Origin of the sequence: Bacillus sp. 7_6_55CFAA_CT2, from assembly GCF_000238655.1 — a bacterium.
Taxonomy (GTDB): Bacteria; Bacillota; Bacilli; order Bacillales; family Bacillaceae_G; genus Bacillus_A; species Bacillus_A cereus.
This window is the reverse complement of record NZ_JH414709.1, coordinates 830,525-844,368: the sequence shown is the minus strand read 5'-3', so window position 1 is coordinate 844,368 and position 13,844 is coordinate 830,525. Positions and strand designations below refer to the sequence as shown.

Sequence of the window (13,844 nt, the reverse complement as noted above, 5' to 3'; positions counted from 1 at the left end):
GTCAACACGCCCTTTCATATGAATGAATAATTAAAATTTAAAACTATATAGTAATGTTTTTAAATTCTAAAATCTATATAATTGTATATATTTTTATGAAATTATAAAACCCTTTATTTACTAAATAAAGGGTTCCTCGTTAACTAAAATATTTTTCAAAACAGAAACAATCATGAACCCGTTTAAATTATTTTCGTATCTCTTCTTTTAAATCCATATAATTAAAAAGCTCTTTCTATTTCTGTCATTAATTTTTCAGGTCCTGCCCCTTTATTCGATGGAATAACTAAAGTGATTCCTAATTCTGGATATATAGCCGAGCGAAAACTGACGCCTGGATCATATCCCATTACATGATATTTGAATACCTTGTTTTCTCGTGTTTCAATCCATATTCCATAGCCGTAGGACTGTTTATCATTTACTTGAATGTGAGGAGTTAAAAGTAATTTTGTATATTCCTTTCCTAAAATTTCATTATTAAATAGGACCGCCCAAAATTTCAGCATGTCTGGTGCAGTAACATATGCACCTCCATCAGCTCCTCCTTTTATCGGTATAGAGTAGGCGTTTGTTCTCCAATTTTGGTTGGTTTCGTCCTTTATATATCCTAGAGCTGTATGTCTTGGTAATCTATCTAACGAAAAATAGCCAGAATCATTCATGCCAATCGGATTAAAAATGTTCTTTTCTATATACTCCGTAAATTTAATTCCCGTCTGTTCTTCTATTATTAATCCAAGTATGATAAAACCTGCATTGTTGTAGTGAAACTTAGTTCCAGGTGCAAACATCATATTACTTTTTTGGAATAATGATAAAAAGTCTTTTAAGCTCTTTAATAGATACATAGGTGTTTGTTTCCAAAGATCTTCGAAGTTATCCATAATACTTTCATCAAAATAATCTGGTATACCAGCGCTATGCGTTAGTAGTTGATGTATTGTAATATCTTCATCGAAGTTTGGAAATTTTATCTCTAGACAATCTTTTAATTTTGTATGAAAAGAAATAAAACCTTTTTCAACAAGTTGACAGATCCCAATTGCAGTGAAAATTTTACATCCTGAGGCAATGCCAAATCTTGTTTGTATCGTATTGTTTATACATTCACTTTGGTTTGCGTAACCCAAAGCTTTTTCATAGACTAAGTCTTTTTCTTTTTTTACTAAAACTACTCCAGAGAAATCTATTTTCTTTTGTATTTCTTTTACAATTTTATCAATTTCATCTTTTGTTTTTATCACGACAACCACCCTTATCTTTCGGTATTGTTCTTTCCCCTTATTAATTTTTCCATATAAAGGGGAAAGAACCCTTTTATTAAATACGATAAATTGTTAATGAGAACACAAAGTTCATTTCGAATTTATCCCGCTATTTGTGGGCAGTAAGACCCCCATCTCAAAATTCAGCGAAAGCAAAGAAGTTAAGTGGGAACCCTGCTGCCCGTAAAAGCCCGATTGGTGAGGGCTGATAATCAGTGGGGGATGCCCCCTGATTAAAGTTTCACTTTATTGATTCAGTAGAATACAACTTAGATTGTGCTGGGAATAAAGTAAACACACATAAGACGATAGTAATAAATAACATGACCAATGAACCTACAATAACTACAAGTTGTATAGAAATGAACTGAGTCGCAACACCAGATAATATTGTAATAAAGATTGTTACTATCGCAATAACAAGTCCATATATACTCCCAATCCGTCCCATCATATGAACAGGGATATTATTTTGGTAAAATGTATAAAATCCTGTATTTGCATATGCCATTGAAAAAGATAACATAAAGAATCCAATAGCAGCTATTAAAAATACATTTGAAAAAGCATAAATTAAATAACCAATTGCGATGAATAATGACCCTATTCCAATTAGAAGTGAAGGTGCTAATTTCTTTGACAAAATTGTATTTGTTATGGCACCTAAAATAAATCCTGCACCAGCTATACTAACTAGAAAACCATATTCACTATCTGTTAGTAGTAATACCTCTTTCGCAAACGATAGTTCAAGTGAATCAGTAGCGGTTGCTAATACGAACATACTTTGAAATAAGAAGTACACGCATACGACATACACATGTTTTCTACTAAAATTTATAACAGTGTTCCAATCTTTTTTTAATACTGTAAGAGATAATGTATTACTTGTTGTATCCGAAGCTTCTTTCTTATCAAGATTAGGTAAAAGTAATGTAATGAATCCTGATAACAGAAATGCTATAGCATTTATATATATAGCAATCTCTGGTGTACTCGCAATTAATAAAACCCCTGCTATCGCTGGACCAATTAAAAATGCGCCAGATCCTATTAAACTACGTAATGAGTTGAAACGTTGTCTTTGTTCTACTGGAATTAATTTCGTCATATACGTCATAGCAGTTGGCTCATAAATTGCACTGGCCATACTTATAAAGAATACAAATACATAAACAATCCAAAGTGACGGAAGTAAAGGTAAAATAGCGATAAATAACGCACGATATATATCGAGGTGAATCATTAATTTCCGTTTATTTAAACGATCAATCATACTCCCAGACCAAGCGTTTGTAAATAAAGTGGCTAATGGTTTTATTACATATAAAGCAGCAACAGCTAAGGCTGATCCGCCCATATGATAGACAAGTACATTCAATGCTATTAAGTAAATCCATGCTCCTAAATTCGCAATACCAACACCGGACAGTAGTAATAAAGGATATTTCCAATCTTTAAGAAAGTTTTTCATTTTTGGCCCCCGCTTTCCAAATTGTTTTAAAACAATAAAAAAATCCCACCCCCAAGACTTTTAATCTTAGGGACGAGATTTATCATCGCGGTGCCACCCTAGTTTGTTAATATGTCACCATATTAACCTTATCAGGTACTGCATTCTAACTCATGCTTATACCATAGCTCTATAACGGGAGCTCCCGTCACACCATCCCCTAATAATAGGTTCCGATGCGCTGCTCAGAGGCTTGGTTCAATAAAGAATTTTTACTCCTTTTCAGCTAAATGGAGCTCTCTGTAAAAAATTCATTTTATTTACTCTTCTCTTCACTGCATTTGATTTTTTCCATATTATCACAATTATTTTTAACTGTAAATAAAAAATAATCAGATATTTAATAACGTGTCTCTATTAATTCATTTATTTATTGTTTTTTCTGAAAATTACGTTGCGTGAAATTACTTACAGCTCTAAAGAAAGAGCCATTTGCATCTAGCTCCTTCCAAATACCTGAATTAATTCGTATTCGCCTCTGTTAACGGTTGTAACGGCGGTTCTAATTCTAGTTCTAGTGTATCTCCTTCTTGTAAATTTTGTCCTTTTTCAATACTTTGGCTCGTTACATAACCTGTACCAGAAGTTTTCAAATCTAATTTCAAAAGCTTAGAGAAATACATAACATCACGCATGGACCAACCTTTTACATTTGGCATTTGTGCGTTATTCCCTAATAAAAATATACGATCCCCTTCACTCATGACCTCGCCAGACTGTGGATATTGTTTTATTATTTTTCCTTCTCCTAAAATTATTGGCTGTAGCTTCTCTTTTTCTACACTTTTCTCTGCTGTACCCATCGATTGATTTACATAATTTTGTACTTTTAATTGAGATTGCTTCGTTGCATCAGCTATTTGTTTTTCTGTATACGGTTTCACCTTTAAATATTCAAGGCTGTTTTTTATAACAGGTTTAAATATTTCAGCAAGAGGCTGAGCTCCATACTCATCTCCTTTTAACTTTGGCTGCTTAATAGCTAAGTATACGATTAACTCCGGATCATCAATTGGAGCCATTCCTAAAAAGGAGAAAATGTAATTCTCTTTCCCTTCCATATATCGGCCGTTTTCAGGATTCGGGATTTGTGCTGTTCCTGTCTTACCTCCAATTGGATAACCATCTACTTTATACATTGTACCAGTTCCTTTTGAAGATGTTATAACACGCTCCATTAAGCTTCTAACCTTGTCCGCTGTTTCTTTTTTTATCGGATTCCCAATTTCTTTCGGTTGATTTTCCATAATAACTTCTTTATTTGTTGGATTTACAACTTTATCAACGATATATGGTTGCATCATTTTCCCGTCATTTGCTATAGCAGTAGCTGCTTGGATTAATTGAATCGGAGTTACTGTAGAACCTTGACCGAAAGAAGTTGTAACCTGTTGAATTTGCGTATTTAATAATAAAGTATTTTTACTTTCTCCAGGTAAATCTATTCCTGTTTTTTGATTGAATCCAAATTTATTCATATATTGCTTAAATTTATTTGGTTTCAGTAACTGATCTTCTAAAATAGAAAAAGCTACGTTTGATGATCTTTCAAAACCTTCATCAAATGTAATTGACCCCCATCCAAATCCACCATTATGATCTTTTATATCAGAGGAACCAACGGAATATTTTCCAGATTGAAAATATTCTTTTCCGTTATATACACCTTCATTAATGGCAGCTGCTAACGTAAAAACTTTCATAGTTGAACCTGGTTCATATGCATTTGCAATCGGATCATTTAAAAAGTATTCGATATCACCTACATTAGGATTGTAACTAGGTTTACTAGACATCGCTAAAACCTTTCCTGTTTTTGGATCAGCAATAATTCCAATTAACATAGAAGGATCATAATGCTCTTGTGCTTTGTTCATCGCTTCTTCTAAAAAGCTATTAATTTGTTTATCAAGCGTTAAATACACGTTATTCCCATTTTTAGCAGGTTCTACTTTACCTATATCATTTGTAAGCGGAATCCCCCTTCGTGTACCCACATATTCTATATTCCCGTTTGTAGAGCGCAAATATTTATCCAAACTCTTTTCAAGCCCAAACTTTCCTTCCGTATTCCCTTTATCATCTGGTCTAGCAAAACCCAGTATATAGGATGCAAAATCTTCATTCGGATACACTCTTGCTTTTTCCGACATAAAAGATACACCTGGTATTTTTAAATCGTTAATTTTTTCCTTCGTTTCCCTAGATAAGTTCCGACCAATTTTCCCAATTTCAACTTGCGTACGCCCTTCATGAAAGTTTTTTAATACTTCTTCTTTATCAATTTCAAGCACATCGGCTAATTGTTGTGCGGTTTCATCTTTATTTTTCACTTTATCTTTTCCTTTTAAATTCACAACAACTCGATATGTTGTAGAATCTTGTACTAACACCTTTCCCGTTTGGTCATAGATAGTGCCACGATTCGCTTCTAAAACACCTTTTTTATTATGTTGTTCATCCGCGAGGTCCTTTACATTTACATTATGCACGACTCCTACTGCCTGAATATAGACTATACGCAAAATCATAATAAGAAACAAAACAATAAAAGCAATCATCATATATCGAGCGCCTTTATTCGTTTGAAGTTTTTGCATACTTATCTCCTCTCTTTTGGAATGGATTCGTACGAAGATGCGTTTTATAATTTGTAGTTTTTGTTTACGATACTATATGTTTCGAAGTTTTCTTTTTAATTCCTTTAAAACAATACGAAACTAACTATTGTTATTTTTTGTTTTTGTTTTATTTAATTAAAGTACGGTGCGTGAAATTTCTGAATATTAACTCTACCAAAACTTGATTGCATATCACTCTAAACTCTTTTCTTATTTACTATAAAAAGTTCCCCTCTGGATTTCCAAAGGGGAACTTTTTATAAGAAAATTATGCGATATGGTTATATTTTGCTAAGAAAGGAATTCGTCTCGCTACTAATGCATACATTTTGAATACGAATTTCGCTATTGGTTCAAACATACGTGTACTTTGCATTACTAAACCGCTCGTAACAAGTGTTATGAAAGCTGCACCAAGTATATCTAAAGGATAATGAACACCTACATACATACGTGATATACCGACTAACACTGCCCATAATAGCGCGATATATTTCAGTTTTTCTCCTCTAAGAATAAATACGAAGGCGATTGAAAATACAAGTACAGAATGATCACTAACAAATGATGAATCTGCTGCATGTGGTACTAATTGATGTACATCATGTGATACGAACGGACGCGGATGGTAATATACCGCATGTATAAGAACATTTACTACTAATGCAATAATAACCGAAAGCGTCGTATATAAAACTGTATATTGTTTTCTAATTGCATTCTCTTTCTTTCCATTATTAAACCATAAGATAAGCATAAATAAAATGGCTACGTATGCAGCGCTATTTGTAATTGCAACCATTATCGTATCTAATAGTTTGGATGAATCAGCAAAATTATTAAACCACTGAAATACTGTGTAATTCATAATACTCTCTCCCTACTTACAAGTGTTCTTGATTTACACAGTATACAATACCATTATGAAAATGGGCTTAAACTTTTCTCATCTAATTCTCATTTTACTATTGCTCATGTGACAATTATAAAACAAATTTTATACGCTATTTATGTATAAAGTTCGTAAACCTTTATAATAAGGCGATTCGTATTTTTTTCATGTTTGGAATACATAACATGTTCATTTAAATATACTAATTGCAAAATCATATTTTTTAATTCATTTGAAGTACAATATTTCCGAATTGTTCTCCACGTTCCATACGGCTTAGTGCTCGAATTGCTTCTTCTAACGAGTAAACTTTATCAATAATTGGTTTAATTTGATGTTTTTCTATAAACTTTATCATCTCATTAAATTCCTCACGGCTACCCATGGATGTTCCCATAATATCAATTTGATTGTAAAATAGCGCGCGTAATGGTAATTCAATTTTATCTCCTGAGCTTGCACCAAAATTCACGATTCTTCCATTTGGTTTTAATACATCAAAATATTTCAAAAAAATTGCTGGACCTATACTATCTATTATTAAATCTACTTTTTCACCTTGTAAGCTCTCTTCCCAATTTCCGGCACTATGAAAAGAAATATCTGCACCATATTTTGCAGCAAGTTCCATTTTATTCTCTACCCTTGAAGTAACACTCACTTTTGCGCCAATTGCTTTCGCGAATAACATGGCAAATGTAGCAACACCACCGCCTATTCCCGGAATTAAAACGTGTTCGCCGCGCTTCAATCTACCTTTAGTAAAAAGCGCTCTATATGCAGTTAATGCGGATAAAGATAAAACACCTGATTCTTCCCAAGTAAGATATGACGGCTTTTCTACAACATTTTCAACTGGTACAATTACATATTCAGCAAACGTTCCATCTTTCGGCCCACCTAGCACTTCCGGTAACTCCGGTACTTCAGTAGCATGTTCCCATCCAATACTAGGATTAATAATAACTTCTGTATGTAGTGTAATATTTGAAACTCCTTCTCCTATTTCTGTAACAATTCCTGATCCATCTGACCCTATTACTAATGGTAGATCCATTTCTTTTCTATTATTTATAATAAATAAATCCCTATGATTTAACCCGGCAGCTTTTAACTTTACTTTTACTTCACCTGCACTAGGACTTATCTTAGGTGAAAATTTATATCCTACTCCCTCTAATCCTTTTTTATATTGATGTACAATAGCTTTCATAGCTTAATTCCCCCTTAATATTTCCAATGTACTAGAAATATCAAAATAAATAAAATAGTTTGCCTCCAATAATTAGAAATTATATATTTAGTCATGAAAAAACAAAAAATCCCCTCCCTATAAAAAGTATAGGAAGAGGTTTCAAAACTAATTAGATAAGAATCTATAAATTCATTGAGTTCTAGCCAATTCTAATATTTTTCGAATAAACGGCGCTTTCGCCTTTGTATATGAAACGCGATCAAAGGCATATGTAATAGCAAGCATCTCTTTTAATTCTCTATATTCTTTACGTGCCCATTCATGGCGTATTAGAAAGTCACGAAATAAAATATTGTTTCTCCACTCGTCACTATTATAAATATAAACATGCAAATGATGAGTACCTGCTCTCCATTTTCCCTTTCTAAAAAAACGCCAATTGGTTGCATCTTTTGGAACATACTCATATCCAATTTCCGATAGAACTTCAATCCACTTTTCAGTTATTTGCAATTCTGTTACGCCAATCATCATATCAATAAGAGGTTTAGCTCCTAATCCTTCTACTGCTGTGCTTCCTATATGTTCAACAGCAATTATTTCTTGTCCTAACAAGGAACAGAATTTCTCTTTTTCTTTTATATACTCTTCAACCCAGTCTTTTTGATACGGTTTAATAACAATTTGTTGATCCATTGTATTCACCTCTTTATAAGTATTTATCATTATATTTATAAAATTTTATATTGTTAGCATAGGATTTCCATAAAATATGTCGAATAGTGGAATGTACAACTTAATTATATTAAATGTGAGGTAATCTATGAAAAATAATTCCGTCGAAATTCAGTTAAATAGTGTAACATTCCAATTAAAAGAATATCATAATTTTGATTGGCTTATTAAATTAGGGACCGTATTTGCAGTTTTTGACCAGCAAGACTCAGGTAATATAAGTTTTGGTGTAGAAAAAGATGGTCACAAGAAATTTATCAAATACGCAGGAGCACAAACAATTGCATATGAAGGAACAACGGGTGATGCTATTAAAAGGCTAAAAAATTCAGTTACTATCTATGAAGATTTAAAGCATGAATCGCTCATAAGACTAATTGATCATTTTCCAGTTCAATCTGGATATGTATTAATTTTCGATTGGTTTGATGGTGAATGTCTTCATTCGCATTGGAGTTTCCCACCTCCTGAAAAATATAAAAATCCAAACTCACCATTTTATAAATTTAGGCATTTATCTGCTATAGAACGAATTCATTCCTTACATTCCATTTTTTCTTTCCATACTTATGTAGAAAAGAAAAACTATGTAGCAATAGATTTTTATGACGGTAGTATTTTATATAATTTTAATACAAACGAAACAAAAATTTGTGATATAGATTTATACAGTAAGAAACCTTACATAAATAAAATGGGCCGGCTATGGGGTTCCTCCCGTTTTATGTCACCAGAGGAATTTGAACTAAACGCAACAATCGATGAAAGAACAAATGTATTTAATATGGGAGCAATGGCTTTCTCACTTTTAGGCGGTGAAAACGATCGTTCTTTTATAAAATGGAAAGCAAGTAAGGAATTATATGAGGTAGCGTATCGTGCTGTAAATAAAAATCGTGCAGAACGTTATGCATCAGTTACAGCATTTTACGAAGCGTGGTTAAAAGCAGCTAACGCAGAAAAGATATAACCCTAAATTATTAAAAGAAATATAGAGTTTATACTATTATCATGTATATCAAGAATGAATTTATGACTTTTGAAAACGATCGTAAATTAGGCATTCAACAAGGGTGTATAGTAATAACAGATCAATCGCAATATCTTGTCGTTAAAAAGAATGAAAATTATTCTTTATTAAGCATCGCATCTGCGGAATGTATAAACTTTGAAGTTTCACTTGAACATCTTGAAGAAATGGTCCAAGTAGATTTAAAAGAAAAAATTCAAGATATCATTCCACCAGAGAATATTAAAATCGTAGCTCAAAACAGAATATAAAATGTATTTTCTAAGAGCACTTTTGATGGTGCTCTTTTTTCATGAACAGTTTTAAATAACGATTTTATTATGTTTCCTAACTTACAGTAATGTCCTTAAAAAAACTTTCATATATATTTATCAGATATACTTTGAAATCACAGAGTATCAAATATTTTAAGATTTAACTGACCAACAATATTCAACTTCTCTTTAAAAATAACTTAGATACAAAAAAGCTACGTTTTATATAGGATAAAAAATTATCTTACGCAAAGGAGCTTGATTATTTGTGAATTACCAAAATGATAATAACTCTAACATTCACAAACCTTGCACTTGTCCATCCCCCCCGGCTAACAGTTTAAATGTTGTTCAAACTACCCCATCAATAGTTTCTGTAAATTCTGCGATTCCACTAGATACCGTGGTAAATTCTAATGGTACGGCAATCTCATTCACACCACCAACAACTGTTTTACTTGAAGGTGGAAGAACCTATTTGGCAATCTATGAAGTGCAAGTTATCATTCAACCAGGAGGTAATTCGGCAGGTATCACTATGTATTTGAATAATAATCCAATCATTGGCTCTGGTACTTCTTTGGGATATACTGCAGGATTCACTTCTGTATCAGCACCCGCTATTTTCACTACACCTTTAGGTATAACAAGTACTCTTACTGTTAATGTAGGACCATATTCTAATACATTAAATACGTTGGGCTTAACTCTTGCTGTTGTAGCATTAACATAGTAAAATCTAATACTTTCTAAAATAAAATTCTTTGTTCTTCGACTGCCATTTTGAGTTAGCCGCTAAGAAACCGCTATAACTACATATAAAAAATATTATTTGGATCGATAGTACTGGGTGACTCGGCTGACAGAATTGCTGAGTCACCTTTTTTTCTAAAATAACGCTTTTGTTGATTTTATAAAGTGAAACTTTAATAATTGGTGGGGTGTTTATCCCCACTTATTATTAGTTGAACCAATCGAGCTTTTATTGGCAGTTAATGCCTCACTTAACTTCTTTGCTTCCGCTGAATTTTGAGGTGGGGATCTTAATGCGGGATAAATTTAATAGCTTGTATATTTTACTTTGTAACTTTCATTTCTCCTCCTATGATTACAATCTTTATTAGTAATTAAGCATTGATTATACGTCCTCTAAGAACATCTCCATTTTGTTTACATATACTTTGAAGAAAAAAACATTAAACATATACCCACAAACATTTTAAACATAGTTGCTAAAATAATTTATCTAGACTTACCTAACATTTATTTTTTAAAAAGGAGGTTACTTATGAGATATAATCAAAAATCAAACTCACCAAATCCGTGTGATAAATTCCAGCAGCCCTGCTTTATTTCTATATCCTCTTGTAATCAAAGTAATTGCTGTACACCTGTTTTTTTCTCAAGTTCTCAACAACAAGAATTATTACAAATAATAAGCCAATTAAATCAAGCTATTCTTACTTTTTTCACAACACCAAATTCAACAACTATAAAAATACTCCAATCTGCATTACAGGCATTAAATAATTTATTAATAGCGGTACAACCAAGTACACCAAATAGAAATTTAGTCATAAGAACTATAAATCAATTAATCAATTCTTTACCTACTGCATCTCTCACTCAAATCTCAGCGTTATTCCAATTTCTATTCCAAAGCTTGTCTTCACTTATCAGTTGTTCAAATATATCAGACCCCTTATTACAGCAGACATTCAACCTAATTTTACAAGGAATCTTGAATAGTTCGTTATTGAGTAACATCGGAACGCCAGGGCCGACTGGAGCAACAGGACCTAGAGGAATTCCTGGACCTAGAGGAGCTCAAGGGTCTCAAGGTGTGCAAGGCATTCAGGGACTTGAAGGACCGGAAGGGCCGGAAGGGCCTCAAGGTGTGCAAGGCATTCAAGGGCCTGAAGGACCTCAAGGACCGGAAGGACCTCAAGGGGTAGAAGGGATTCAGGGACCGGAAGGGCCGGAAGGGCCTCAGGGACCTCAAGGTGTGCAAGGCATTCAAGGACCGCCAGGGCCACCTGGGCCGACTGGTTCGGGAACCGGAATGGGAATTCCTGGACCACCTGGACCGACTGGACCACAGGGTATACAAGGGATTCAAGGACCGGAAGGACCAGAAGGGCCAACTGGACCTCAGGGTGTGCAAGGCATTCAAGGGCCTGAAGGATTAGAAGGACCGACTGGACCTCAAGGTGTGCAAGGCATTCAAGGGCCTGAAGGATTAGAAGGACCGACTGGACCTCAAGGTGTGCAAGGTATTCAGGGGCCGGAAGGACCACCTGGGCCGACTGGAGACTGTGAGTGTCCACCGGGACCAACTGGGCCGACCGGGCCAACCGGACCAACTGGACCTGGATGTAATTTCCTTGTATATGTTACTAACGCGGGAGCAATCGATGACCCTACAGATGATACAGTATCAGTGATTAACACCGCAACAAATACAGTAGTCGCTACAATTACTGTAGATAATGCACCTCTTGAAGTAACAGTTTCACCCAATGGGGCTCGTGCTTATGTTACTAATATTTTTTCCGATACCGTTTCCGTTATTGATACTGCTACTAATATAGTTATTGCTACCATTCCCGTTGGAGCTGATCCAATTGGCGTAGCTGTTTCTCCAAATAACACAACTGTTTATGTTGGAAACCACGCGAGTAATGACGTTTCAGTTATTAATGCTGCTACTAATACAGTTATCACTACCATCCCTGTTGGTATCGCTCCGCAAGGAATAACTGTTTCTCCAAACGGAGCCTTTGCATATGTTGCAAACGAATTAAGTAACACAATTTCTGTTATTAATACTGCTACTAACACAGTTACCGCTACCATTCCTGTTGGCATTCGCCCTAGAATAATCGTTTTCACACTAGATGGCACTCGTGCTTATGTCACGAATCAGAACAGCAATACTGTTTCTGTTATTAACACCGCTACCAATTCCGTAATTAATACAATTAACGTAGGTACCGAACCTGTTGGTATAGATATTACACCAGGTGGAAACCTTATTTACGTTGTAAATAAAGTTAGCAATAATGTTTCGGTAATAAATGTGGCGACAAATACTTTGATTGATACAATTCCTGTTGCTTTATCCCCTGATCAGGTAACTATCATACCTGATGGCACTCGTGCCTATGTTACAAATCAAGGTAGTAATACTGTTTCTGTTATTGATATTGCCACGAATACTGTTATCACTAATGTCCCAGTAGGTTTCGCTCCAACAGGAATAGCAACTGGAACTATTTGTGAATAAAATGAAAAACAAACATAGTTTTTATTAAGATCGATAGTATGTGATATTCTTTCTTTCATTACCTTCAAACAATCAGAATGAACCTCTATATTCTCTTCTTTTTTATCTTAAAGAACCTGCTAAGCAGTTAGCTGTTGTCAGTCGCTCTTTTTCTATAAAATTAGAATTTTATAGAAATTAATCAACTTACATTTTTAGGGTTTCATGATGATTATTACCTATAAAATCATTACCCTTACAAAAAGAGTTATGAACCTTTCCACTCATGGCTCTTTTTTATTACGAATTTGACTAGCTTCACGACTAAATCTCTCTGAGTATCTTATTGCTAATTTAGAAAATATCCCATAATTTAAATTCATCATTTTCTTCACACTATTTTTAAAATGAACATAATTATGTTGTTCTACTAAACGGCCTTTTACTCCAATCTGCAGATAAATTATTTAACAAGAAAAGTGTATTTGGAACTGGTGATGGAAACCTCGCAGCTTGAAAATTTGTAAGAAGCGGAGATGCAATAACGCCATCTATGGTACTACCGGCTTGGACTTGCACCATATCTCCTGCATTCAATTGTACAATGGTAGAAACTGTTACCGCATTTAAAAGCCCAGTATTTCCACCAAAAAAGCTATCATCTCCTGCTATTAAAGCACTGTTAACTGTTATAAATACTTCCGTCACATAATTTAGAGTATCATCAGTAGGACTAAAAATTATAGTAGTAATAATTAAATATACTCCATCTTGTTGCGGTATAAATGTTGATACACCATCATATTCACCATTTAAATCGAATTGTGTAGTTTCAAATGTTACTATAGACAGTGTATTAGCAGTAACGGATTGATCAGTAGATTTGAAAGCTCTGAATGCAGATTCAAATCCCGTTGGACCTGTCGGGCCTGCTATTCCGGTTGCTCCCGTTGAGCCTATTGGGCCTGTTATTCCGGTTACCCCCGTTAGACCTGTTGGGCCTGTTATTCCGGTTGCCCCGTTGGCCTGTCGGCCTGCTATTCCGGTTGCTCCGTTGAGCCTATCGGGCCT

Annotated in this window: 11 protein-coding genes, 1 pseudogene and 1 other annotated feature; of the genes and pseudogenes, 4 read left to right on the top strand and 8 right to left on the bottom strand. The window is 34.2% G+C overall.

All coding sequences use genetic code 11. The features are described 5' to 3' along the window. Positions 1–139: 139 nt before the first annotated feature. From HMPREF1014_RS32460 to HMPREF1014_RS13255, 7 genes and pseudogenes are all read right to left on the bottom strand, one after another. A pseudogene (locus tag HMPREF1014_RS32460) lies at positions 140–208 on the bottom strand (GNAT family N-acetyltransferase); the annotation flags it as partial. Positions 209–221: 13 nt separating this feature from the next. After that, positions 222–1,247: a serine hydrolase domain-containing protein gene (locus HMPREF1014_RS13280; RefSeq protein ID WP_000598045.1), complete on the bottom strand. Its 1,026-nt coding sequence runs from the start codon at positions 1,245–1,247 to the stop codon at positions 222–224. A 262-nt stretch (positions 1,248–1,509) separates the two neighbouring features. Beyond that, complete coding sequence (locus HMPREF1014_RS13275) at positions 1,510–2,742, bottom strand: MFS transporter (protein ID WP_000787862.1); 1,233 nt, start codon at positions 2,740–2,742, stop codon at positions 1,510–1,512. 65 nt (positions 2,743–2,807) lie between these two features. Further along, positions 2,808–3,066 (bottom strand) — a binding site (T-box leader). Positions 3,067–3,242: 176 nt separating this feature from the next. Next, a complete protein-coding gene (locus HMPREF1014_RS13270; protein ID WP_001170961.1) occupies positions 3,243–5,381 on the bottom strand; it encodes a penicillin-binding protein in 2,139 nt (712 codons plus the stop codon). A 289-nt stretch (positions 5,382–5,670) separates the two neighbouring features. Continuing rightward, complete coding sequence (locus HMPREF1014_RS13265; RefSeq protein ID WP_001110118.1) at positions 5,671–6,270, bottom strand: undecaprenyl-diphosphatase; 600 nt, start codon at positions 6,268–6,270, stop codon at positions 5,671–5,673. A 247-nt stretch (positions 6,271–6,517) separates the two neighbouring features. Further along, positions 6,518–7,507, bottom strand: coding sequence for a zinc-binding dehydrogenase (locus HMPREF1014_RS13260; protein ID WP_000644529.1), 990 nt, complete (start codon positions 7,505–7,507; stop codon positions 6,518–6,520). 171 nt (positions 7,508–7,678) lie between these two features. After that, a complete protein-coding gene (locus HMPREF1014_RS13255) occupies positions 7,679–8,185 on the bottom strand; it encodes a GrpB family protein (protein ID WP_000372687.1) in 507 nt (168 codons plus the stop codon). A gap of 127 nt (positions 8,186–8,312) precedes the next feature. Between HMPREF1014_RS13255 and HMPREF1014_RS13250 the strand changes: the two genes are divergently transcribed. From HMPREF1014_RS13250 to HMPREF1014_RS13235, 4 genes are all read left to right on the top strand, one after another. After that, the gene (locus tag HMPREF1014_RS13250) at positions 8,313–9,194 is read left to right on the top strand and encodes a protein kinase domain-containing protein (RefSeq protein ID WP_000794851.1); all 882 of its coding nucleotides are present in this window, start codon (positions 8,313–8,315) and stop codon (positions 9,192–9,194) included. A gap of 62 nt (positions 9,195–9,256) precedes the next feature. Further along, positions 9,257–9,505 (top strand): hypothetical protein, encoded by a 249-nt coding sequence (locus HMPREF1014_RS13245; RefSeq protein ID WP_000142299.1) that lies wholly within the window; start codon positions 9,257–9,259, stop codon positions 9,503–9,505. 271 nt (positions 9,506–9,776) lie between these two features. Beyond that, the gene (locus tag HMPREF1014_RS13240; RefSeq protein WP_001109246.1) at positions 9,777–10,241 is read left to right on the top strand and encodes a hypothetical protein; all 465 of its coding nucleotides are present in this window, start codon (positions 9,777–9,779) and stop codon (positions 10,239–10,241) included. 555 nt (positions 10,242–10,796) lie between these two features. Then, complete coding sequence (locus tag HMPREF1014_RS13235; protein WP_001270190.1) at positions 10,797–12,794, top strand: YVTN family beta-propeller repeat protein; 1,998 nt, start codon at positions 10,797–10,799, stop codon at positions 12,792–12,794. A gap of 396 nt (positions 12,795–13,190) precedes the next feature. Here the strand turns inward: HMPREF1014_RS13235 and HMPREF1014_RS32135 are convergent, their stop codons facing one another. Then, positions 13,191–13,709: an exosporium leader peptide gene (locus HMPREF1014_RS32135; protein WP_255344393.1), complete on the bottom strand. Its 519-nt coding sequence runs from the start codon at positions 13,707–13,709 to the stop codon at positions 13,191–13,193. Positions 13,710–13,844 lie beyond the last annotated feature (135 nt).

Bases quoted from the DNA above. Each gene is read 5' to 3' on its own strand.
- HMPREF1014_RS13275 (WP_000787862.1), bottom strand. From the start codon at position 2,742: ATGAAAAACTTTCTTAAAGATTGGAAATATCCTTTATTACTACTGTCC.
- HMPREF1014_RS13270 (WP_001170961.1), bottom strand. From the start codon at position 5,381: ATGCAAAAACTTCAAACGAATAAAGGCGCTCGATATATGATGATTGCT.
- HMPREF1014_RS13265 (WP_001110118.1), bottom strand. From the start codon at position 6,270: ATGAATTACACAGTATTTCAGTGGTTTAATAATTTTGCTGATTCATCC.
- HMPREF1014_RS13260 (WP_000644529.1), bottom strand. From the start codon at position 7,507: ATGAAAGCTATTGTACATCAATATAAAAAAGGATTAGAGGGAGTAGGA.
- HMPREF1014_RS13255 (WP_000372687.1), bottom strand. From the start codon at position 8,185: ATGGATCAACAAATTGTTATTAAACCGTATCAAAAAGACTGGGTTGAA.
- HMPREF1014_RS13250 (WP_000794851.1), top strand. From the start codon at position 8,313: ATGAAAAATAATTCCGTCGAAATTCAGTTAAATAGTGTAACATTCCAA.
- HMPREF1014_RS13245 (WP_000142299.1), top strand. From the start codon at position 9,257: ATGACTTTTGAAAACGATCGTAAATTAGGCATTCAACAAGGGTGTATA.
- HMPREF1014_RS13235 (WP_001270190.1), top strand. From the start codon at position 10,797: ATGAGATATAATCAAAAATCAAACTCACCAAATCCGTGTGATAAATTC.